We start from the raw sequence: 24,355 nt of genomic DNA on the forward strand, positions 1-24,355 counted from the left end.
GCGCCCGTAACATTTCATGCGGCACACGCAAACGCCGTGCGTTGTTCCCTTATCACGTGTGTGAGAGGAATCCGTCGGCTATCGTACAATTCCCCGCTCCGAAGCGCGGATGAAATCAGCAAAGCGTTTCACCTCTTCAATGTGAAACAGCGTCTCCTCCATCTTTTGCAGGGCATCGCCCACACGCAACCCCGATCGCCACACAATCTTGTACGCCCGCTTCAGGGCGAGCATCGTCTCTTCCGTAAACCCACGACGCTTCAGCCCTATTGTGTTCAATCCCATCGGCCTCGCCCCGCGCTCCTTGGCCTGGATGACGCGGATGTAGGGAGGGATGTCTTTCTGGGTGACGATACCACCGCCGATAAAGGAGTTTCTCCCGATGCGGACGAACTGGTGAACGGCGACGAGCCCCCCAATGACCACAAAATCCTCCACCTCCACATGACCGGCAAGGGTCACCACGTTTGCAAAAGTATTATTATTCCCGATATGACAATCATGGGCGACATGTGAATAGGCCATTAACATATTTCCGTCGCCTATTATCGTTAGTCCGCCCCCCTTTTTCGTGCCGGTATTTACGGTAACCGCTTCCCGAATGATGTTGTTGCTGCCGATGACAAGTCTTCCGTTATCACCCATACCCTTCGAGTCCTGGGGGGGAGACCCGACTGATGCGAAGGGGGAAATTGCGGTATTGTCGCCGATTTCGGTATTCCCCTCGACAACCGCGTGAGCTGCGATCGAGACGTGATCGCCCAACGTTACTCCCTCCCCCACAATGGCATAGGGGCCGATCTTCACTCCGTCTCCGAGCTTCGCCTCGGGCGATACAATCGCAGTGTGATGAATCTCATTGGTCATGGGAATATCCACTTAATACTGTAAGAAATGATGCGGAGGCGAATGTCTGTGGATTCTCATCGTTCCGACTTGTGATTGAACCGGAAAAGAGAATTTCATCGCCCGTTTGATTTTCAATTCGTGACGTTATTTCCACTGATTGAGGCGGGATAATTGTATGCTGGAAGCGCGCCGAACGGATTTTTGAGAGCACAAGGTCCGACGCTCTTTTTCTCAGAGAGTCGTTTTCGTCCTCGACCTGTTCCGACTTCAGGGCATACCAGAGGCAGGCGGCCTGAAACATCGCTTCCAGCTCAAGAACTCCCGGCAACATCGGTGCGCCGGGGAAATGTCCTTTCAAATAGTGTTCGTCCCCACGAAGCTCAAGTCCGCACGTTATGCCGTGATCGGGATCATGCGAGACGATCTCCGTTATCAGCACTGTTGAGGATCGAGAGGGCAGGAGATGTTCAACAGAAATATAATCATCCGGCTGATTCATCGTCTTCCGGCCCTTTTTTCTCCAGTTCCTCGACACGCTTTTTCAGTCGATTCAATTCTTTCCGTATTTCAGGCAGCCTCGGGATCGTCTGAACCACCCGCAGCCATGTCTTGTGAGGGAGCTGCGGAAGACCGGAAGATACCACTTCCCCCGGACCGACACTTTTTGATACACCGGCCTTAGGCGTCACCACGGCGCCATCTCCTATAGTCAAGTGCCCCATGATACCCGCCTGTCCGGTCAGGATGACGTTTTTCCCGATGTACGTGCTGCCGGAAATTCCCACCTGGGCGATGATGATACTGTTCTCCTCCACCACCACATTGTGCCCGACCTGTACGAGGTTGTCCATGACCACCCCGCTCTTAATCCACGTCACACCGAGGGCGGCTCGGTCGATGGAGCAGTTGGAGCCGATTTCCACATCATCGTCTATCCTGACGATACCGACCTGGGGTATTTTCACCGGCCGCGAGCCGTCATGGGCGAATCCGAAACCGTCGCTGCCGATAACCGTTCCGGCATGGATGATAACGCGATCGCCGATGATACACCGCTCCATAACGGTCACGTTCGGATAGAGAACCGTCCCCTCTCCGATGATCGCTCCGTCTCCCACATACACGCCGGGATGAACAACCGCCCGATGTTTAATGACCGCCCCCCGCCCCACGTATGCATGGGGCATAACAATCACTTCATCGGCCACATCCGCATCACCATGCACGAACGCTCCTTCGGCCACCCCCGAATACGTCCTCTCCGATTGTGTGACGTGTGTGAGAAATTTCGCAAAGGCGAGATATGGATTGTCCACCCTGATGAGAGGGATGTGCGCCTCGGCGAATTCCCTGGAGACAATGAGGGCGGAGGCTTTTGTGGTGGAAAGATATTCGGCATACTTCTGCTGGGCGATGAAGCTGAGATCCCCCTCCCTTGCTTCGGTGATACCGCTTATTCCGGTAATCACCGTATCCGCATCGCCGACGATTTCACCTTGCAGAAATTCCGCTATGTCCGCTATCCGCCATTTCATTCTGATGATCTTTATGTGTATTGAGAAACGGCCGCCGTTGTCTTCGCTTCCGGCGGCCTTTTTGATTATTTGTCAAGTGCCTCTATAACATCTTCGGTCAAATCGATGTCATCTTGGAAGTACAGGACCCCCGAGTTTGTCCGCTCAAAGATGAACGTATATCCTCCCTCAACGGCGATATCATGCACTATCGTGTTGGTCTCGGAGATGATCACATCCATCAGCTCGTATTGCCTATTCTGAATCTCATAATTGTAGTCCTGAACTTTCCGCTGGTACTCGAGTAATTTGTCCTGATATTCCCGTTCTTTTTTCGCCAGGGCATCCGCGGACAACATCATGGCCTGTTTTTCTATCTCCTCTTTGAGAGCAAGCAACTCCTCCTGCCTTTTAACGATGTCACTCTCCGCGGCGTCTATCTTTCCCGTCAATTCTTCTTTCGCCTTTTTCCCCGCGTCTGAAAACTCCAGCACCCGTACCATGTCAATCACGCCGAAACGAACGTCCTCGGCACACACAAGCGATGGAACCGCAAGAAGCATCACAGAAGCCAATATCAACGAAAAAAGTCGTTTCATCTATTTACACACTGAACATACGACATGACATAAAAGAGGGGGAGATCGCATTCATCCCCCCCACTTTTCGTGTATCGGTTAAAATGTTAGAAGCTGGTTCCAACCGAGAAGTTCCATTCGTAATCGTCCTCGTCATCCTTGGGATCGAGGTTGTAGCCCCATTCAACCCGGATCGGACCCATCGGGGACAGCCATCGAATACCGGCTCCCACCGAGTAGCGAAGATCATCGACATCATAGTCGTCGCCCTCACCCCACACGTTACCCATGTCGAAAAAGACAACACCGTTGATGTCCGCATCTTCCACGATCGGGAAGATCATCTCCAGGTTTAACACAAGCTCTGAATACCCGCCCAGATATTCGCCGGTATCCGGGTCCCTCGGCCCCACGCTGTACGGTTCGAAGCCCCGGAGAGAATTCAGGCCGCCGGCGAAGAACCGGGCGTAGATCGGGATGTCATCACTTCCCAGTTCGTCCATATATCCGACCAGGAGTCTCGGGTGAAACACCAGTTCCCAAACCACCGGGAAGTACCAGCTGCTCTCGAACACCATTTTATAGTATTTTTCATCGCCGCCGATACCCGCCACGAAAACAGACAGGCTGTTCATAGAGCCCTTCGACGGATTGTAGATGTTGTTTCGAGTATCCCTGACTACCATCGTCTCCACACCACTGGTGACGTTATGTCCCGCCACATCCCACACATCTTCGTCCGCGTCATAATCGATATTATTGACATTCGCATCGTAGTATATATAGTTCACGAATATCCGGAAATCATCGGCGATCGGATATCCAAAACCGAGTTCGAACCCCATCGTCTCCATGTCATACGTGTCGTATTCACGGGCGTTATTGTAGGCGCGCACCGCCACGGACAGATTCGTATCCAGAAAATAGGGGTCCTCGGCGGATATGTTGTAGTATGCACTGACCTTGCTGAATTCCGCCGCCACCGAAACCTTGTATCCCCTGCCGAACAGATTTCTCTCCTGAAGGCGAACCATACCGGTCACCTCCACGATGCTGGAATAACCGAGACCGGCTGAGATGAGGCCTGTGGGCTGCTCTATCACATCCACGTTCACCACTACTCGATCGTCCGCGCTTCCCCGCTCCGTGGCGAAGTTGACCTCCTCGAAGTAACCCAGGTTTTGTACACGTTCCTGGCTGCGCTCCAGATCATCGCCGTTAAAAAGATCGCCTTCCGAGAATCTCAGTTCACGACGGATGACCTTATCGAGGGTCTTGGTGTTTCCGGAAATATTTATCCGCTCGAAGTAGGTCTTCTTACCCTTAATGATGAAATAGTTCAGCGAAACGGTATGGTTGACCGTGTCAAGATCCGTCTGCGGCTGAATATCCACAAGCGCGTAGCCTTCGTTTTCATACTCCCGTGTCATATATTCCAGGTCCATCACCACAAGTTCCCGGGAGAAGGTCTTGCCGGAGCGAACTCCCAGGTTTTTCATCAGGTCTTCCTTGGCCACAATCAGGTCGCCTGAAATGTCCACGGAGCTGACTTCATATTTTTCACCCTCGCTGATGCGATAGGTGATGTAGATGCCGTTTTCCCTCATCTCGACGTCCGCCGGTTCCACCGTCGCCTCGAGATACCCGTTGTCATAGTAGACAGCGGTCACACGATCGACATCATTGTCTATTTCATCCTTGTTGTACTTACCGCGATCGGTAAACCACCATATCCAGCCCTTTGCCTTGTTTCCGAGGCCGGCCATCAAGACTCTGTCGGGAATCTTGTCATTGCCGATAAATTCAACCTTTTTCACCATCATCTTTCTTCCTTCGACGATGGTAAAATCAAGGAGGATCTCATCTTCGGTAATATTTTCAATAGCGTAATCCACTTCGGCCGCATGATACTGTTCTTCGGCATACAGATCTTTGATCGCCTCGATGCTTTCCTTGAGTTCCCGGGTGCTGAGGACTTCGGGGGGCGAAATTGAGATGGCCTCGAAAATATCCTCCACATCAACCTTGTCCGCACCGTTTATCCGAATCTCCCGAACCAACTCACGTTCATCCACCGTAAACACCACCTCTGTACCGCCGGTTACCGGGAACGTCTCAACCTCAACGCTTTTAAAATATCCCATCTGAGTGATGGCCTTTACGTCTTCGGCCAGAAAACGCTCATAGGGAAGCGTCCCTTCACGGCTCTGGATGGTGCCGATGATGTCTTCATCGGCCAGGCGGTTGTTTCCCCGGATGGTTACCTTTACGATAATCTGATCGGCGAAGATCTCCTCGTTGATACGTTTTGCCAGTTCGGCGACCCGATCGAGAACGGTGGAGATGCCGTAGGTTTCAATATAAAAACGCTCCGGCTCCGCTTTTGAGGAAACATCAATCAATCGGGCGTCAAGACTGATGGTCTCTCCCACCTTCGTCATGCTCCCCAGCACCACGTAACGGGCTCCGACCTTTCTGCCGACGCTCCGGGCAAAGTCTTCGTCCATCTCGTCGGGACGGACGTCGCCCACTGCATCCGCCACTTTCAGCGCATCGATGGGAACGATATCCTCATGATACGCAAGTGCGGACAGTAAAACATCCGCCACGTCGGTCTCATAATCAGAGAGATCCTCGGCGGAATATATTGAAAAAGGAAGCACCGCGATTTTTACACCTTTTTGGGCGGCGAATGCCGGAGTGCAAAAGAACACCGCCGTCAAAGATGCTATTATTAAATAAATAAGGACTCTTTTCGCCATTATGTCCTCCATATATATGGCACAAGATATCGGTCACCATAAACGGTCCGCCTATTATAGTAAAACGGTTTCCGTATGTAAAGGAAAAAAACCGGGCGTCTTTTTGAAGAATAGGTTTCAGGCATCGATCAACGCCCCGTTGATGAGCTTCAAATTTCTGCCCTTGAGATTCGCCATGGTGAGGTTGTGGGTCACGATGATCATGGTGATCTCTCTCTCTTTATTCAGTTCCATCAGCATGTGATGAACTTCCTCACTCGTTTTCGTATCGAGATTGCCGGTGGGTTCATCGGCCAGAACCAGGTCCGGACTCAAAACAATGGCTCGGGCGACCGCCACCCGCTGTTGTTCTCCCCCGGACAGTTCTCCAGGTTTGTGAAGCAGTCGATGACCGAGCCCAAGGTTTCCCAGTACCTCCTGGGCGGCGGATATGGCCTTCGCTTTTTGCCATCCGGCCACCAGGCACGGCATCATCACGTTTTCCAGGGCGGTAAATTCCGGGAGCAGGTGATGAAACTGAAAGACGAATCCGATCTTCCTGTTTCGAAACGCCGCGAGATCTCGATCGGTGAGGCTGAACACGTCCACACCGCCGTGAATGATCCTTCCCTTGGATGGACGATCCAGTGCGCCGAGGATGTGCAGCAGAGTCGATTTTCCGACTCCCGAGGCGCCAAGAATATTGACCACCTCACCCTTCTCAATCGTCAGGTCCAGTCCCTTGAGAACTTCAACACGCTTGCCGTCACTGGCATAAGTCTTGTAAATATCGATAGCCTGCATGAGTGTCATGACGTCAAATCAACCCGCTTTCGCTTTTTCTGTTTTTGTATTCCATAATCGCCGATATGGTGTTTTCAACCCGCATTTGGATGAAACGATTGATGGCCTCAATAATCTCAGGATGCCCTTCAATAATATCCATAAGGCTGTCTCGGACTATCTCGGCAAGCTGGACGTCCGTAATCGCCGCCACCGTCGCCGTTCTCGGCTTTCCGGCGATAACGGATACCTCGCCGAAGAAATCGCCCTCGGCAAGACCCGCCAGGTGGATCCTTTCTCCTTCTTTTTCCGTATATACCTGCACCTGTCCCGATTGGAGAAAATACATACGATCGCCCACGTCTCCTTCCGAGACGATGACGGCGCCCGCTTTCTGTTCTGTATAGGTAAATGCCTCAACCAGGAATCTTCTTTTCTCTCTCGGCAGCGATGAGAATATCGGTGAAATGGCCAGGAGTGAATCGAGGATACGACTCTTGTAAAATCGAAACAGGACCTCTTTTACCCGGGGCCTCTCCGAGATGATGGAGTTCATACGCTCTTTCGAAAGCTCCAGAAGCGTCGTCTCTTCCTGGGACCTGACCGACGCCGACCGTTTGGCCCCGGAGAAAAATCCGAATTCTCCGAAAAACTCGCCCTCCCCCAGGTTTGCAATCCAGATCTCCCCCCCCGCATGGTCCTCCCGGTAGATTTTCACCTCCCCCGACGCGATGATATACAGAGAATCCCCGGGATCTCCCTCGGACAGAATGAGCGTATCAGGCGGGACCTCTATGGGTTCCATCTTTTTCACCACCGCCATGAACTCATCGTGAGATAATCCCGAAAAGAGCTCGGAGCGGGGATAGGGCTCGCTCGCACCTCCCCCGGACGAAACACCGAGTTTTCCGGAAACCGGTGCATCCTTTATCCGCGCCTCGTACAGTTTCGACAGGCGCTCCTGGACATGATCGAGTTCGGGTTCCAAATCAAGCATCAGCTTGTTGACGGCGATGGCCTTGACGACGAATCCCTCGGCCTCATAGAGTTTCGCGGCCTTGTCATAGTAGTTGAGGGCGTCGGCCTTTCGGTTCATCTTCCTGGCGCAATCTCCCGCCTTAAAAAGAGAACGGACGTCATCGGGAACGAGTTTTACGACGCAAAGGTACCCGTCCAGCGCCTTTTCCCACCGCCCTTTGGCCATATGTTTTTCGGCCTCGGCCTTGAGCGATGCCGCCATGTCCTTTTTCCCGCTCACTGGGCATACTCCAAAAACGTCCCGTAAGGATCTGTGCACCGTCGATCAATCACGGGGTATGTGATTGCCGTCTGTTCGCTCAATATATCGGGTTTATACGAGATCGGTTTCATCCCGGCGATTCTTGTATTCCATGATGGTGGATATGGTATCTTCCATCCTCATCTTTACATGTTTCTTTATAGTTTCCAGGATCTCCGGGTATTCCTTGACGACTCCGCGAATATTCTCCCTGCCGATGGATGCGATCCTCACGTCGCTTGCGGCCACGGCGGTGGCGGTCCGAGGTTTTCCCGTCAATACCGAGACCTCCCCGAAAAAATCCCCCGCCTTCAGACGTGCCAGAACGATTTTTTCCCCCTCCCGTTCCGTAACCATCTGAACTTCACCGGTCTGTATAATATACATCTGGTCGCCGACCTCACCCTCGGTGACGATGATCTCCCCCTTTCTCAGGAAGCTGGGAGAAAATTTCCCCGCCAGTTCTCTGCGCTTCTCCGGAGGAAGCACGGAAAACAGCGGTGATACCGCAAGCAGGGTGTCCAGAACCCGTTCCTTGTAAAACCGGAAGAGAACCTCCCTGATGTGGGGATGATCGTTTATGAGGAGGTCCACATCCTCCTTGGTCAGTTCCAGAAGCGTCGTCTCCTTGATAGACTTCACGGTCGCGGTTCGCTTCGATTCAGAGAAAAAGCCGAATTCACCGAAGAAATCCCCGTCATGCAGATTCGTCACCCATATTTCGTTCCCCCCCTCGTCCTCTCGATATACCCCGACCTCGCCCGAGGCGATCACGAATATCGATTTCCCTGAGTCATCCTGATTGATGATACTTTCATCCGGCCCGACATCAATATGACGAAGCTTTTCCATCACCGCCATAAACTCCGTCTGGTTGAAATCGGAAAACAGCGCGATACGAGCGACCGGCTTTTCCTCTTCCACCACCTCGGCGTCCTCTATGACCTCAGCATCGAATTCACGAATCTTCAGCTCGGGCTTCTGAACATTGATCCGATCTTCATAGAGAGAGCTGAGTCGATACATCAGCTCCGGGGAGTCCGGGACATGCTTGAGCATCAGCTTGATTACAGCGATGGCCTTGACGACGAATCCCTCTTTTTCATAAATGTCAGCGGCGCGGCTGTAATATTTTATCGCCCCATTTTTATCCTTCAGCTTGATATGGCAATCGCCGATCTTCATGATCACATGGGGCTCTTTGGGAGAAAGCTGCAACACCTCCGTGTACGTCTTGATGGCCTTTTCCACATTTCCCTTGGTCAGATACGAAGACGCCTGATCCTTGAGCGCCGTGATTTTTTTTCTATTGCCGTTCATAACAACGACTCCTTTACCTCGTCAGTCAAACGAATAGATCGACACGTCTGATTCCGGGGATCATCCATTGATCGCCGCCAGGCCGGGCGTCGACGTCGGTCTCCCGGTTTTTTTGGGCATGCCCACACCCGACGTCGTCTAAATCATTCCGGACTCGTCCTTTCTGTGTTTGTATTGGGCGATGGTCGAGAGAACCATCTGTACCCGCTCTTTGATATATTTTCGAAGAACGTCCTTAATCTCCGGATGTACGGTTACAATCTTTTTAACCGTTTCCCGGTGAAGCCTTGCGAGGTTAACATCGGTGAGGGCTTCAACAGTGGCAATCCTGTTTTTGCCGGTAATCGTTGCATACTCCCCGAAGAAATCACCCGCCGCCAGTGTGGCGATCAATATCTCCTTGCCGTCCCGCATCACGGAAGCCTTTACCTGCCCCTTCTGGATGAAGTACATGTCGTCCCCGGGATGGCCCTCCTTCATGATAATCGTGCCCTGTTTGAATGATCTGGGGACAAAGGTACCAACCAGTTCCAGGCGTTCCTCCCGGTTCAGCACGGAGAACATGGGAGAGATGGCGACCAGGTTGTCGAGTACCCGCCGCTTGTAGAATTCAAACATTATCTGTGTCACCCGAGGGTGTTTGTCAACGATGATCGCTATATCTTTCGTGGTCAGCTCAAGGAGTACCGTATCCGTCACCGCCCGGACGGAGGCGTGACGCCTGGATTCCGCAAAGAATCCGAACTCGCCGAAGAAGCTCCCCTCCTCCAGATTGGTAATCCACATCTCGTTGCCCAACCTGTCATTGCGGAAGATGCTGACCTCGCCCGATGCTATGATGAAAATGGAGTCTCCCAGTTCACCCTCCCTGATAATCAGGCTCCCGGCGGGAAACTCGATGTGATTGATACGCTCCACCACATCCAGGAATTCCTGTTGGGAAAGCTCGGAAAAAAGCTCGGTCCGGGGCGCTTTGATCCTCTTTTTCGGTTGTACCTCCTCCCATGCCTCGGTCATAACGGGCTCCGGTCGTGCACCCTTTCTCTTCAGTGAAAGCTCGGAGTTCTGCGAGGGAGACGACGGCTCGATGAGGTCCAGCATGCTGTCCCCCGATGAATCCGCACCACCCCCGGCCGTTTCACCGGCGCGCTTCCTCGCCAGGGAGAATTCCGACTTCTGAGAGGGAGACGACGGCTCGATGAGGCCCATAATCTCTTCATTGGAGACCGCCGCGTCGTCTTCCGGGAGCTCGTAACGGGTGCTCTCGAACGCCAACCCCTCGACATCGGTGTCCTCGACGGAAGTAGTCTCTCCCGCCGCAGGCGCCGGCTGAAATCGTTCCTCATCCATCGCAACTTTTTCATTATACAGCTGCATGAGCCTCGCGTTGATCTGAGGAATATCCGGATTCACCTTGAGCATCAGCTTGTTGATGGCGATGGCCTTTACCACGTCTCCGTCGTTTGTGTGAATCCTGACGGCCCGGTCATACCGCTTGAGGGCGTCGTCATCGTTGCCCAGCTTGTGATAACAATCCCCCGCCTTGAGCAGGGCATAGGTATCATTGGGAGCCGCTTCGAGCACCTTCTCGAATTCACTCAGGGCCTTTTTCCAGTTTCCCTTCGCAATCAGCTGGATGCCCGTTTGCTTCAATTTGTTTATATCAACCATATGAATCCCCCTTCATCCCATCTGGGCTATTCATAACGAATCGCTTCCACCGGATCGAGCCGTGACGCGCGCCAGGCAGGATACAACGTGGCAACAAAACACAGGATACATGACGCGATGGTGATGATACAAATATCGCTGACGTCGATTTTCACCGGCAGGGTGGTCATGTAAAACTGGCTCGGGTCGAGCTTGATGAATTCAAAACGCTTCAGCGCCCCGCAGATCAAGAGTCCTGTGATCAACCCCAGGATCGTCCCGAATATTCCGATAATACACCCCTCATACATGAATATTTTCATGATGCTCCGGTCGTTCGCGCCCATCGATTTGAGTATGGCGATATCCCGATTCTTTTCCATGACCATCATAATGAGGGTGGAGACGATATTGCAGGTCGCCACGAACACGATCATCACGAGAATGATGAACATGGCCAGCTTTTCGAGCTTCAAGGCGGCGAACAGGTTCTGGTTCATCTCCCGCCAGTCCTTGATGACGAAACCCCTATCAAGTTCTTCTTCAAGTACGGCGGTAACCCGATCGACCCGGTAGACATTCTCCACCTTCACCTCGACACCGGTCACCTCCTCTCCCATGTTGAAGAACTCCTGGGCGGATTCCAGGGCGATAAAGGCGGACGTGGCGTCAAACTCATAGAGCCCGGCGTTGAACAGCTTCACGACGCGAAACCGCATCGTCAGGGGCACCAGCCCCAGGGGAGAGATGGCGCCCTCGGGCGAAAGCATCAGGACTTCGTCTCCCTCGATGACCGCCATGTTCCTGGCCAGTCCCTCTCCCATAATGATGCCGGGGAGTTCCTCCTCCCCCTCGGGGAGACGCGCAAGATCCTCCGGGGAGACGTATTCGCTCAGGCCGAGCACTTCGTGGGCGGTCTCCACGTCGATACCCCGGATGACCGCCCCGGACGCGCCGCCGAACTCCCCGGTGAGCATGATCTGGCCCTTTACATATGGAGACGCGGCGACGGCGCCGGGGACTTCCTCGATGAGGGCTATCAGTTCCGGGTACGCAGGCTGCCCGCCCGCATCCATTGCCTCCCGGTCGTACTCGACAATCAGGTGGGGGTAGGCGCCGAGGATCTTTCGCTGCAGATCTTCCTTGAAACCGGACATCACCGATATCACCACGATCAGCGCCGCCACCCCCAGGGCCACCCCGCCGACGGAGATGACGCTGATAATGGAGATGAAGGTCTGCTTGCGCTTGGCCTTCAGGTATCTGAGACCGATGAGAAGTTCATAGTTCATGGCTGCGTCGCTAAATAATCATATCATTCCCGTCCCCGCATGTCGATAGAGAAACTCACGACGTGAGAGGGGACGATACGTTCCGCTTCGAACCGATTCGACCGAACGCCGAAACCATGCGGATTTATTCATATCGCATCGCCTCAACCGGGTCCATCCGGGAGGCCCGCCACGCGGGATACAGAGTCGCCAGGAAACAGAGAAAGATGGACGTCAGGACGATGATCAAAAGGTCCGTGCCGACGATTTTGACCGGCAGCGAGGAGAGATAATAGATACTCGGATCGAGGCTGATGATCTTAGAGCGTCCCAATATAAAGGAGAGGCCCAAACCGCTCAAAACGCCTATGAGCGTCCCGAGCACGCCGATGATCAATCCCTCGTATATGAAAATACGCATGATACCGCCGTTTGACACCCCGATGGACTTGAGAATGGCGATCTCCTTCTGTTTCTCCATCACCATCATGATGAGCGTGGAGACGATGTTGAACGCGGCCACCAGCACGATCATGATGAGGATAATGGAGAGGACCTCCTTCTGCATCTGCAGGGCTTCTAACAGGTCCACGTTCATCTTCATCCAATCCAGGGGCCAAAAAAATGGCATGTCCAGTACGGTCTCTATTTTTCTACTGACGTTCCACGCGTCGTATATGTCCTGAACCTTGACCTCGATGCCGTAGACCGTATCCCCCATGTCGAAGAAATCCTGGGCGGCGGCCAGGTCGATGAACGCGAACGAGTAGTCGAAATCGTACATCCCGGAGTCGAAGATCCCCACCACCCGAAACCGCCGCATCTTCGGGGAGAATCCCAACGACGTGTACGATTCTCCCGGGGAGAGCATGAAGATCACGTCGCCGTACCCGGTCTCAAGTGTTTCGGCCAGCACACTGCCGAGGATGATCCCCGGGTATTCCCCATCCGCCCTTGTGATCTCCTCCAGGCTTCCGGTGACGATATAGTCCTCGATATCCAACACGTCGGGCGCCGTCTCCACCTCTATACCGCGGAGAATGGCACCTGAGACTCCGCCATCGGAGGTGCTGAGCATCACCTGACTGTAGGTGAACGGCGTCGTCGCCACCACGTCCGGTATCTTCTCCACCTTTTCCATCACCTCCCGGTAGGAGGGGACGTCGTCCAGGTATCTCTGGGCGTATACATCGGCATAGATGATGATATCCGAGTACACCCCGAGAATCCGCTTCTGCAAATCCTCCCGGTAGCCGGTCATCACGCCCATCACCACGATCAGCGCCGCAACCCCCAGGGCCACGCTGCCGACGGAGATGATGGTGACGATGTTTAAAAAGGCGTTCTTTCGATTCGCCCTGAGATAACGCCTGCTGATGAGCAGCTCGTAATTCATTCAGAGTCCTTTTCGCGTAACTGGGGAAAGAGGATAACGTCCCGTATAGAGGGGGAATCGGTAAGGAGCATGATCATCCTGTCTATCCCGATGCCCTCGCCCGCGGCGGGGGGCATGCCGTATTCAAGGGCGCGAATGTAGTCCCGATCGTATTCCCGGACCCCCTCGCCGAAATCCCCGTCCTCAAGCTGCTTGAGGAACCGGGCTTCCTGGTCCTCGGGGTCGTTCAGCTCCGAAAAGCCGTTTGCCACCTCCATCGCCGAGAGATACAGCTCGAACCGATCCACGAACGACGGATCGTCGTCGGAGAGACGCGAGAGGGGTGAGACCTCGGTGGGAAACCGGGTGATGAAGACGGGACCTAAAAGGTTGTCCTCGGCGCTCTTTTCAAACAGCTCCACCAGGAGCTTCCCCCATCCCCACTTCGGATCCGGCTCCACTCCGAGGGCGGAAAGCTTTGCCCGCATCTTTTTTTCGTCAGTGAGGATCGCCTCGTCGATGCCGCCGTATCTGATCGTCGCATCAAACATGGTGATTCTCTCCCAGGGGGGCGAAAAATCGATGGTCTTCCCCTGGTATTCCACAATGTGGCGTCCGGTGACCTCCCGGGCGACGGAGACGAAGAGCTCTTCGGTGAGGCTCATCAGGTCTTCGAACGCCGCATAGGCCTGGTAGAACTCGAGCATCGTAAATTCCGGATTGTGCTGGGTGGAAATGCCCTCGTTTCTGAAGTTCTTGTTTATCTCGAACACCCGGTTCATGCCCCCCACCAGGAGCCGCTTGAGGTAGAGCTCCGGGGCGATGCGGAGGAAGAGGTCCATATCGAGGGTGTTGTGATGGGTGATGAACGGACGAGCCGTAGCGCCCCCCACGATCTGGTGCAGCATCGGCGTCTCCACCTCGATGAAGCCCCTCTCGGTGAAGAAGGTCCTTACGGCGGTGATGACCCGGGAACGGGTCTCGAAGACGCTTCGCACGTCCGGATTGACCATAAGGTCCACGTAGCGCCGCCGGTACCGGGTCTCCACGTCCGTCAATCCGTGCCACTTTTCCGGAAGGGGCCGAAGCCCCTTGACGAGAAGCCTGACGGAGCCGACGCTGATCGTCAGCTCATCGGTCTTCGTGCGAAAGGCCTCCCCCTCGACCGCGATGATGTCCCCAATATCCAGCTTCTTGGTATCGGCGAAGACCTCGCCCAGCCTATCTTTCTGGAAGAAGACCTGTATGCGATTCCCATCGTCGGTAATGTGTGCGAAGGCCGCCTTGCCGAAATCCCGCTTCGACATGATGCGCCCGGCGAGCGCATAGGTCCGGGGATGCTCTTCCAGCTCTTCCTTAGACAACGCACCGCATTCATCGATGACCTGACGGGCGGAGTTTTTGGGCCGAAAGTCGTTTGGATAGGCCGTCCTTCCGGTCGCTCTGATCTCGTCCCGCTTTTCCCTTCTGATCTGGATTAGGTCGCCCTCGTAGGACTCGACGGATTGATCCTGTGTCGCCGCTTCTTGATTCTCTTTCTTCTTCTTGTCCTGTGTCACATCTATTCTCCACGGGAACGGGAGGGGATGCACAGCCGGCCGCCCCCTTTTTTATACCATAAACAAATACGTTATCCCATCGACCCATGCAAGTCAAGCCTAAACACAGAAGTGTGAATGAAAGAACAACGGGCTCACTTGATACACTGATGAGAAACGGGCGTGTCCGTGGACGTTTTGGAGATCGGATATCTCCCGCACCGCATTACGGCGGGATGTATCGGAGACGGACGTCTCCCGGTGAGAGTACCGATATATTACGGTATCGTGAACAGATACATCGGCGCCGATCCTTCGGCGGACATCACGGATGTCGCGCCGGAAAATGTATAGGAAGAGGAAACGTTGTATCCGGGGAGTATCGAATGAATTTATAAAATATCGGGTCGGCGACGCCCGATATCACGTGTCGTTCGGCCCGGCGTATAAAGAGGGGAATAAGTCATCGGTACGCGTTCAAACGTGATATCGAATTATATGCCGGTTTCCGGGCGCGCCGGGCGGAATGCCCACCGATCCCGTCACGGCTCCCCGTGCGGCTCGAGATGCACCACCACGTCGATGACATCGGGAGCCAGTTCAATGAGCCTCCTCTTGACCTCTTCGGATATGTCATGACCTTCCCGGACGGACAAATCCTCATCAACCGTAATGTGCAGGTCCGCCGTTATCGACTCCCCACCGATGTAGCGCGTCCGGATCTTGTGCACCGATTCCACGCCCTTGGTCTCCATTGCGATGCGCTCGATCTCCCCGATGACGTCATCCGGCGCGCCCCGATCAATCAGGGTGTCGAATGCGGGGCGGGCGATGTCGTAGGATGCCTTGAAGATGAAAATGGAGACGACAATCGCACCGATATGATCCAACACCGCCCAGGACGGCGCAATGAGCGCTCCGGCCACCGCAAGGGCCGCGGGTATGGAGCTCAGGGCGTCGGTGCGGTGGTGCCAGGCGTTGGCGGTGAGGGCCACCGATCGTATCTTTTTGCCCGCCGCCGCCGTCCAGCGATAAAGCACCTCCTTGGATACGATGGAGACGATCGCCGCCCAGAACGCGATCCACTCGGGGCCCTTTGCATGAGGCTCCATAATGGTCGACACGGCGTTATAGAATATGCCCGCGGCCACTGCAGCGAGCAGGATTCCGATGCCGAGGGTGACCATGGACTCCACACGGCGATGCCCGTAGGGATGGGAGTTGTCGGCCGGTTTCTCCCAGATACCCACCCCCACGAGGATCGCCACATCGGTGGACATGTCGGACAGGCTGTGCACCGCGTCGGCCACCACCGCCTGGCTTCCCCCGATGATGCCGCCCGCGAATTTCAGGGCGGTAAGGGCCACGTTCACCACCATGCCGATAATCGTCACCCTCTTGACGACATCCCTGTGCCGCTCGGCGGGAAAATGAAGTTTTTTCTCTATCGATGTCTCATCCATTATGTCGGTCCAATCGTGTTGATGCTCTCAAAAAAATACTTTCCACTTCATGGGATTGTTCTTATGCCCTCTCGTCGACGGAGAACCTCCCGGTGGCGGCCCAGATGTTCCACACCAAGCCGAACACATTGATGCCCACCGCCAGGATGAAGGCGATCTTCGAGCTGTAGAGGTCGGTGTGCCCACCGGCGGCGTTCAGGATATGCTTCACGACGCCGCCGTAACCGAAGATGAAGATCGCCGCACCCATCAGCACCCGGTACGGCACGACCTTTTTGAAGAAACCGGGAATCAGACAGACGCCGTAGCCGAGCATGTACGCCCCGCCGACCACGGGAACGGTGGACGACAACGCCTCACCCCCAGCGGAGACGATCAGGTAACTGATCACATTGTATCCCACACCCAGCACGGCATAGATGACCTGCAGGATTAGAAGTTTTTTCAGTGTCATGGTTTCTTCCCTTTCTTCCACCCGTGTCGTCCCCCGGGGAAGCACCCGGGGTGTATCGCATGCGGTCCTCGTCTTGTTATATAGTTAACCACATCCCCCATTCTAACCGGGGGATATCTTCACCGTGACCTCGCCCGGCTCCGCCGCCCGGATGCGAACAAGCTGGTGTGCCCTCTCCTCCTCCACGAAAAGGCCCCCCGCCTCCACGCGAAAGCCGTTTGGATACTGGATGTTCGGCACGAAAATTTCCGTGGGCGCATCGATCTTCGGATCCGCGTCAAACACCAGGGTAAAGAGACCCATCTTTCTTCTAAATTCGATCTTCTTCGGCGTCCCCTGAACGTATTGCGGATAGGGCCGAACAAAACCTTCAAGCGCCCGTCCGCCGCTGTTGATGTCGTCGGGATTGTCCTTTTGATCTCTGGAATAGACGCTCAGGTCCTCCTGATTCCAGCCGTCGCCGATTGTAAGATCATTGCTGTTCGATGCGGTATAGTTCCAGAGAGTGGCATTGAACATCAGGGCGTCGAGGGCGTTGTACATGGCGTCCAGCGCCGTGATGTGGTCCTTCCATATCCCCGGCCCCCGCTTTCCCTTCGCCCACCTGCGGTAGGCCTTACCGCCGGCGAGATCGAAGTGGATTCCGAACTCGCCGACGAGAGACGGAACGCCTCCGGGGATATTATTCGACGAATCCCCGATGAGGCCGAGCTGGCGGCGATACATCCGTTCTATGCCCTTAAGCCCCAGGACCAGCCTTTTAAAAAAGTAATCGAGGGTAACCCACCGTATAAATCGCTTGAGCACCAGTGTCGCCATGTCGTACCAGTGGGTGGCGTTCACGGAGTTTTCCGGGATATCCTCGGGGAGACCCTGCCGGTAAAACAGGTCTTCCGGCGGACGTTCCACAAACAGCATCCAGTCCGGCCGTATCTCCCGGACGGTCTCTGCGACCCTGTGGAAAAAGGGGGTCAGATAGTCACGGCCGAAATCCACATCCCGACCGCCTGCGGTTCTGAAAAAATCATTTTTTATGATCTCGTAGCCGTCGTCTGTCATCCGCCAGGCGCCGGCCTCTTGAAACGGATCGGTACGCCCGTCAAGCCAAATAGAAACGCCGTCTTTATTTACCTCCTGCATCCCGCTTGTCGCCAAGCCGGGGGGGAAGTAGCGGACCTTCGTGAACGGCAGGGTCACCGGGTTGCCGTGAGACGAAAAGAGACAACTGATGGGCTCCCACACCACTCCCACGATATCCCGCTCCCGATCCAATTTAATATAGGTGGCATCCAGGAATTTCCCGACCCAGCCCGGATTCGGCTCGTTGAGGGTGTCGAACCCCAGGACATGGGGCATATCGGCCACCCTTTTTCCCACCTCCCGGAGGCACCCGAGATAGTGTTCCTGCATGTAGTCCTGAATATTTTTCCCCTCGACGGTGAACTGTGGGGCGAAATCCGTGCCTGCGAAAAAGAGGGTCCACATGATGCCGTTGACCGGGTAATTCATGTTACTGCCCCAGCACATGATGGGGTAGTTGTCCTCCTGGCGGGGTCGGGGGTCGTCATAATCATAGGCGTGTTGCATCACGATGGCGGCGTCGGCACGATGGAATTTCGTAAAATCAAGGCCCACCGTCTCAAACAGCCACGCCGGCGCCCCGTCACCTCCGCTCATCCGACTCCAGACGTCCTGGTGAAAATCCACGAAGACATACATCCCGTATTCGCCCGCCAGCCGACACACCTCGGCATAATAATCCAGGTATTCGGTGTCGTACTCCCCCGGACCCCGGTGCTCCACCGCCTCCCAGGTGGTGAGAAGTCTGAGCACATTTACGCCCCAGGACTTGAGACGTGTGAGATGCTCCTTCGCCTCATCTATGGGAAAGGGCCTTCCTGTAAACGATACCTCCCGGTGATCGGAAAAATCAGACGGGATGTTGGTCCCCCCGTCCGGGTAGGGCACCTTGCAGTCCCCGCCCAGGTTCACGCCCCGAAGGATGACCTTCCGGCCCCATTCGTCCGCGAACCACAAGCCTTCCGTGTGAAGTTTCGCGAGCTTCATGCCCATCGCCCCCTTTTTCGCAACGTGTGCACGTCACCCGATCACGAGTGGAACCGCTTCATGTCCCGATCATGATATCGGTGTGACATATAAAAAAAGAACGCGCCGAAAAACGCCACCAGCGGCACAACCATGAATCCCATCACGAGGTTCGGCTCACCCGGGGCGCCGAAGAGGTCCGACAGCCACCCCACCACCACCGGGGCGTAGGCCGCCAGGGTCCCGTAGGTGACCAGTACCAGCGTTCCCATGCTGATGCTCCGTAAGCCTCTCGGCACCAGGTCCTGGCTGATGGAATAGGCGGGCGGCGCGTAGGCGAACAACGTCACCCCCACGGCGATGAAGATACCGTAGGCCACCTTATTGAGGCCCGCGATATCAATGAAGAAGCTGACGTAAATCAGTATGCCCGAAAGCAGCGCGATGATGCCGGCGGTCAGGGGGCGCGCCGTGGATTTCTTTTGTCTCCACCGATCGGCTACGGCGCCGCCCAGAATCGGCCCGAACACCGACGCGGCGATGATGCCGCCCATCAAAAGTGACGCCGCACCCACCTCTATGCCGCGGCTGCGGACGAAATAGGTGGGGAGCCAGTGACCCAGGGCCGCGCCCACAAAGCTCATGGCCGCCACCCCCAGGTAGGAAAACAACAGCGTCGGCGTCCTGAGCATCCAGAGGATGGCGCCTGTGACGCCCCTGTCCTGTCCGTCTATCCGGTAGGTTTTCCGGGAATCGGTGGGGTAATCCCGGGTAAAGAGCACCAGTATCCCCAGGATAATTCCCGGAACGGCGAACAGGTAAAACGGCGCCCGCCACCCCAGGCCCCAGAGATCCGCCTCGGCGACGTATCCCGCGATCACCAGTCCCGCAATGGTGCCCAGGGGAGCGCCCAGGTTGAACACCCCCACCACCTTGCTTCTGTTTTTTTCGGGAAAGGAGCCGGATACATAGGCGACGCCTCCGGGCGCGAAGCCGGCTTCGCCGACACCCACACCCCCCCGGGCAAGAAAAACGTGGGAGAACTTCGCGCCGACGCCGGAGAGAAACGTGGCGATGCTCCAAACAACGGCCATGACGGACAACGCCTTTTTCCGGCTCCAGCGGTCGCAGAGGATGGCCGCCGGCACCGTCAATATCGCCACGACGATGAAATAAATCGTGCCAAGCCAGCCGCACAGGGCGTCTGTGAGCATCAGGTCTTCCTTAATTAAGGGAAGCGTGGCCGACAGCACCATGCGATCCATATAGTTGATGAGATACAGAAACGCCACGATCACCATCGTATACACTGCAGACGAGCCGCCTTCGACAAACTCCGACGTATTGCGTGTGCGTTCGGACATGAGAAAAATCCTTTTTGAATGATGAGAGAAACAATGTGCGGACGGGCCGTCGTTTCTCCCACGACGGCCCGGCATACTCATATACGGGAATCATTACAAAGGTATAATCAGGTCATCGAGGGTGTCGGGAACGTCGGTGAGGTTGATGTTCCCGCTTTCTGTGATCAGCACCGAATCCGAATGGCGAAAGCCCCCCTCCCCCTTCTTATAGATGCCCGGCTCGATGCTGATGATCATCCCCGGCACCAGCTTCCTATCGTCCCCCACGGCGACATAGGGCGCCTCGTGCCCGGTGATGCCCAGGCCGTGGCCGGTGCGGTGGAGGATGTGATCCTCATAGCCGGCATCACAGATGATCTTTCTGGCGGCCCGATCGATGTCCGAGAGCACCGCCCCGGGCTTGGCCAATTCATAGGCCTTCGCCCGCGCCTCCATGACCACCTCGAAGGGCTTTTTGCACTTGTCGGGCATGGAGCCCAGAAAGAAGGTGCGCTCCACCTCCATCCCATAGCCGTCCGCCTGGGCGGTGACGATGGAGACGTGGGGGCCGGCCTCCTCCATCAACTGATACGGGGTCGGGACAAGGTGCGGATCGTGGGATATGGACGGGGGCCACACGGCGCCCACGAATTTGCTGACGATGAGGTTCGCGTTGGGAATATCGGTCAGGACCTTGCCCATCATATGTCTGACCACCTCGCCGTAGATGGCCACCAGAACGGCGTTGGGGCGGCACACCTCCATGAGCTTCAGGTGCCCCTCCTTGACGACGTCGCAGGCATGGACGCTTCTTCCGATCTCGTAGTCGGTTTTGACCAGGCGCACCTCGTCTATGATATCGACCATCACCTGCTCACCGGGGGTGGCCTTCGAGATACCCAGGGGCATGGCCGCCTCCACGCCCACTCGGGCGTTTGTGTCGATGAGCTTCGGGTAGATATCGTACCAGTTCTCTCCCTTCGGGGACGGCACCTCGTAATAAGTGACGTACTCCAGCTCGCACAGCGCCCGGGTCTTGACATGAACCGTCTCAAGGAGCGGGCTCACCATCCTCATCGTCCCCTCCTTCGGGATGACCAGGATGAAGGGCCGCTCGTGAACGTTGTTGGCGAAGTTCGTTAGGTAGTAGATGTTCACCGGGTCAAAGGAGACGTAATAGTCGAGAGAGTGTTCGGCCATCAGCTTCCTGACCCGAGCGAGCCTTTCGCCCAGCTCACTCGCGGACGGCGGATCGGTAATCGGTTTCGGTCTTGCGCTCATGAGTACCTCTCTGTATCAATGAGAAGAATGAAAATAATCTCCGAATCCGCTCCCGAAAAGGCGATACGGATTTTCACTGTCTCTCATCCCATGTCCCCTCCACGCCCCCCACTGGACGGCTCAATCCAACAACACCAGGTCCTCCAGCCGATCGGGCGCCTTGGTGAGAGAGACCGGGCCGTTTTCCGTGATCAATACCGTATCCGAGTGTCGAAATCCGCCCAGTCCCTCGATGTAGATGCCCGGCTCGATGCTGACGATCATTCCCGGCTCCACCTCCCGATCGTCCCCCAGGGCGATATAGGGCGCCTCATGCCCGGTGATGCCCAGGCCGTGACCGGTGCGGTGAAGGATATGATCTCCGAATCCGGCGTCACAGATGATCCTGCGGGCTTCCCTGTCTATATCCGAAAACACCGAACCGGGAACACACAGCTCGAACGCCCGCCCCCTTGCCTCCATCATCACCTCGAAGGGACGACGGGCGGCGTCCGGCACCGTATCGAGGAAAAACGACCGCTCTATCTCCGCACCATACCCGTCTATCTGCCCCCCCACGCCGGAAACGTGGGGACCGCCCGTTTCCATCTCAATGAACGGAGTCAGGACGAAGTGGGGGTCGTGGGACGTGGAGGGGGGGGCGACGCCGGCCAGCGGCTTTGTGACGATATAATTGGCGTCCGGCATGTCGGTGATGATCCGTCCCATCATAAGGGCTGTCACCTCGCTGAAGATGGTCACCTCCAGAACCTCGGGGCGGCAGATCTCAAGGAGCTTTCGATGGGCCTCGTTGAGGATGTTGCACGCGTGCACGGTCCTGGCTATCTCGTAATCGGTCTTGATCAAGCGGACATCGTCGATGAGGTCGTCGATGACCGTCTTCCCCGGGGTCGCCTCCCGAATGGCCGACGGCAGCGCCCCCTCGATGCCCACTATCGGATCTTTTGGAAAGACCGTGGGGTAGATATCCTGCCAGTTTTCTCCCTCCGGTGCGGGGAATTCATAGTAGGTCAGATACTCCAGGGGACAGCGAGCCTTCGTCTTGACGTGGGTCAACTCAAGGACGGGGGCCAGCATCGTCGGCGTTCCCCGGGAGGGGATAATGAGGATAAAGGGCCGCTCGTGGACATAATTGGCGAAGTTGGTGAGGTAGTAGATGTTGACCGGATCAAACGATATGTAACAGTCATATCCTCCGGAGGTGATTTTTTCCTGTACCCGCGCGATCCTGGCCTGAAGCTCTTCCTGTGTCGGCGGAGACGATGTCGGCAGTGGGATGAGTGTCATGGGCGCATCCATATATTCATTAAGGCGTGTGTTATAGTTCAAGCGTCCGAAGGGCGTCTCTTCATCGGATATCCGAAAAAGTCCCTATTCGGGAACAACCCGCACCCGCGATCCCGCCTTTCCCTATTGGTCACTCAGAAAAAATCCGCATGTGGATCTCTCCGGAACCCGTCAACCCGCCGCATGGATACATCCTCACCCCCCCTATGCGGACTTCGACGTCTTTTTCCCGGGGCCACCGGGCGGCTTTTGAGCCCGCTTCGCGGGCGGCGGCGTTTCTTCCTTCCCGGTCTCCCTTTTCTTTCGGGGAGCGTCCACCACCAGCGTTCCCGCCGCCAGGTCCCCCACCCTGCGCCCGTCCGCCGTTGCGACCACATAATAGGTCTCGAAGAGAACGATCAGAAGCCCCACCGAGAGAATCAACAGCCAGCGGAGAAACGGCACCACGCCGAACAGGACGATCAGCCCGAACAGGGCGTTTCTGATAAAAGAGTCGGTGAAGGTGGCCTCCTCCCCGTCCTCCTCTCTGATCACCCTCAGGCCGATGATGTATTTCCCGATGCTTCGTCCCTCAAACAGGCCGTCGGCGATGATGATATAGGTGGCGCCGATCATTACGCCCACCGGATACAGCACCAGACACGCGGCCCCCACCAACAGGGCGTCGATGAGCTTGGCCAGCAGTCTGTGCAGCACGTCAGCCTTGCTCGACATCGTTCTCCTCGGTATCGTTTCTGGTAAAAATGATAAAAGCCATCGCCGGCCGCTTACTGGCGTCCCGGATGGCGAACTGAATCCCATCGAACACCCAGCCCGACGCGACGTATTCGTTGATGATCCTCTCCAGCGATTCGTCGGTGACCACCGATGTCTCAACCACCTTGTATATGAGCGCAGGTCTCTGGGTCATGATCTTTCGATTATCTCGGGCATCCTCGCATCATAAGGAATGGAATCGTCTTCAGGAAGAGTCGCCCGTGGATGCGTCGCCTTTTTTGCTCTTGACGTCGAACACCGCCCGAATTTTGTACGTCTTCACCGCCGGAAAGAGGGAAATCTCGTCGATGCCGGTCCGGCGCCCGATCTCATCCACCGTTTCCTCGATCTCACCCCTACTCTTCCCCCAGAGGGTGAACCAGACGGTGTAGGGCCCCGGCCGCTGATAGTTATGGGTCACCCTCGGATTTTCATTCACTGTTTGTGCAAATTCGTCGATACGATCTTCGGGGACTTTGGCTGCGACCAGCATGGTAACGATCCCGAGGGAGCGGGGGTTCAGCACCGCGCCGATGCGCCGGATGACGCCGCCTTTTTGCATGCGCGCAACACGACGGCGCACCTCATCACCGGTGAGGGTCAGAACATCAGGAGAGTCAGCCATCGCCGTCTTTGCCACCCGCTCCCAGGGATCGGGCGTCAGGGGAAAATCCTCCTGTATAACGGCGAGTATCCTGCGGTCGATATCGTCCATAAGAGCCGTCCTATCGAACATGGATACCGGTGGGGGGCCTCGCCTGTATGACTTCCACCCGGATGTCCCGTCGGAAGGATAAAAAACGCCCCCCACAGCATAGTATAGAGGG

Annotated in this window: 21 protein-coding genes; all 21 read right to left on the minus strand. The window is 55.8% G+C overall.

The window, feature by feature from the left end:
• Window positions 1–78: 78 nt before the first annotated feature.
• Complete coding sequence (gene lpxA, locus JW885_01900; protein ID MBN1880901.1) at window positions 79–867, minus strand: acyl-ACP--UDP-N-acetylglucosamine O-acyltransferase; 789 nt, start codon at window positions 865–867, stop codon at window positions 79–81.
• Complete coding sequence (locus JW885_01905; protein MBN1880902.1) at window positions 857–1,348, minus strand: hypothetical protein; 492 nt, start codon at window positions 1,346–1,348, stop codon at window positions 857–859. Before JW885_01905 ends, lpxA begins: the two co-directional genes overlap by 11 nt.
• A complete protein-coding gene (lpxD, locus tag JW885_01910; GenBank protein MBN1880903.1) occupies window positions 1,332–2,384 on the minus strand; it encodes a UDP-3-O-(3-hydroxymyristoyl)glucosamine N-acyltransferase in 1,053 nt (350 codons plus the stop codon). Before lpxD ends, JW885_01905 begins: the two co-directional genes overlap by 17 nt.
• A 65-nt stretch (window positions 2,385–2,449) precedes the next feature.
• Window positions 2,450–2,962 (minus strand): OmpH family outer membrane protein, encoded by a 513-nt coding sequence (locus JW885_01915; protein MBN1880904.1) that lies wholly within the window; start codon window positions 2,960–2,962, stop codon window positions 2,450–2,452.
• 86 nt (window positions 2,963–3,048) lie between these two features.
• Window positions 3,049–5,703 (minus strand): outer membrane protein assembly factor BamA, encoded by a 2,655-nt coding sequence (gene bamA / locus JW885_01920; GenBank protein MBN1880905.1) that lies wholly within the window; start codon window positions 5,701–5,703, stop codon window positions 3,049–3,051.
• A 117-nt stretch (window positions 5,704–5,820) separates the two neighbouring features.
• A complete protein-coding gene (locus JW885_01925) occupies window positions 5,821–6,495 on the minus strand; it encodes an ABC transporter ATP-binding protein (protein ID MBN1880906.1) in 675 nt (224 codons plus the stop codon).
• A gap of 4 nt (window positions 6,496–6,499) precedes the next feature.
• Window positions 6,500–7,723 carry a cyclic nucleotide-binding domain-containing protein gene (locus JW885_01930; GenBank protein ID MBN1880907.1) on the minus strand — a complete coding sequence of 408 codons (1,224 nt, stop codon included), beginning with the start codon at window positions 7,721–7,723 and terminating at the stop codon, window positions 6,500–6,502.
• Between the two features lie 93 nt (window positions 7,724–7,816).
• Complete coding sequence (locus JW885_01935; protein MBN1880908.1) at window positions 7,817–9,064, minus strand: cyclic nucleotide-binding domain-containing protein; 1,248 nt, start codon at window positions 9,062–9,064, stop codon at window positions 7,817–7,819.
• Window positions 9,065–9,202: 138 nt separating this feature from the next.
• Entirely contained in the window at window positions 9,203–10,735 is a 1,533-nt protein-coding gene (locus tag JW885_01940) for a cyclic nucleotide-binding domain-containing protein (GenBank protein MBN1880909.1), read from the minus strand.
• 26 nt (window positions 10,736–10,761) lie between these two features.
• Window positions 10,762–12,006, minus strand: coding sequence for a lipoprotein-releasing ABC transporter permease subunit (locus JW885_01945; protein ID MBN1880910.1), 1,245 nt, complete (start codon window positions 12,004–12,006; stop codon window positions 10,762–10,764).
• 124 nt (window positions 12,007–12,130) lie between these two features.
• On the minus strand, window positions 12,131–13,381 hold the full coding sequence (locus JW885_01950; GenBank protein ID MBN1880911.1) for a lipoprotein-releasing ABC transporter permease subunit: 1,251 nt from the start codon (window positions 13,379–13,381) through the stop codon (window positions 12,131–12,133).
• Complete coding sequence (lysS, locus tag JW885_01955; GenBank protein MBN1880912.1) at window positions 13,378–14,919, minus strand: lysine--tRNA ligase; 1,542 nt, start codon at window positions 14,917–14,919, stop codon at window positions 13,378–13,380. The genes JW885_01950 and lysS overlap by 4 nt, the downstream gene beginning before the upstream one ends.
• Before the next feature lie 521 nt (window positions 14,920–15,440).
• Window positions 15,441–16,361 carry a cation transporter gene (locus JW885_01960; protein MBN1880913.1) on the minus strand — a complete coding sequence of 307 codons (921 nt, stop codon included), beginning with the start codon at window positions 16,359–16,361 and terminating at the stop codon, window positions 15,441–15,443.
• Window positions 16,362–16,422: 61 nt separating this feature from the next.
• A complete protein-coding gene (locus tag JW885_01965; GenBank protein ID MBN1880914.1) occupies window positions 16,423–16,815 on the minus strand; it encodes a hypothetical protein in 393 nt (130 codons plus the stop codon).
• Window positions 16,816–16,917: 102 nt separating this feature from the next.
• On the minus strand, window positions 16,918–18,882 hold the full coding sequence (locus tag JW885_01970) for a cellulase family glycosylhydrolase (GenBank protein MBN1880915.1): 1,965 nt from the start codon (window positions 18,880–18,882) through the stop codon (window positions 16,918–16,920).
• A 41-nt stretch (window positions 18,883–18,923) separates the two neighbouring features.
• Entirely contained in the window at window positions 18,924–20,225 is a 1,302-nt protein-coding gene (locus JW885_01975; GenBank protein MBN1880916.1) for an MFS transporter, read from the minus strand.
• 93 nt (window positions 20,226–20,318) lie between these two features.
• Window positions 20,319–21,485: an aminopeptidase P family protein gene (locus JW885_01980; protein ID MBN1880917.1), complete on the minus strand. Its 1,167-nt coding sequence runs from the start codon at window positions 21,483–21,485 to the stop codon at window positions 20,319–20,321.
• 120 nt (window positions 21,486–21,605) lie between these two features.
• Window positions 21,606–22,772: an aminopeptidase P family protein gene (locus JW885_01985; GenBank protein MBN1880918.1), complete on the minus strand. Its 1,167-nt coding sequence runs from the start codon at window positions 22,770–22,772 to the stop codon at window positions 21,606–21,608.
• A gap of 204 nt (window positions 22,773–22,976) precedes the next feature.
• Entirely contained in the window at window positions 22,977–23,486 is a 510-nt protein-coding gene (locus JW885_01990; GenBank protein ID MBN1880919.1) for an RDD family protein, read from the minus strand.
• Window positions 23,470–23,682: a DUF4177 domain-containing protein gene (locus JW885_01995; protein MBN1880920.1), complete on the minus strand. Its 213-nt coding sequence runs from the start codon at window positions 23,680–23,682 to the stop codon at window positions 23,470–23,472. Before JW885_01995 ends, JW885_01990 begins: the two co-directional genes overlap by 17 nt.
• Before the next feature lie 51 nt (window positions 23,683–23,733).
• On the minus strand, window positions 23,734–24,243 hold the full coding sequence (locus JW885_02000; protein MBN1880921.1) for an AsnC family transcriptional regulator: 510 nt from the start codon (window positions 24,241–24,243) through the stop codon (window positions 23,734–23,736).
• Between the last annotated feature and the right edge of the window lie 112 nt (window positions 24,244–24,355).

The organism is Candidatus Zymogenaceae bacterium, assembly GCA_016931225.1.
Classification (GTDB): domain Bacteria; phylum Desulfobacterota; class Zymogenia; order Zymogenales; family Zymogenaceae; genus JAFGFE01.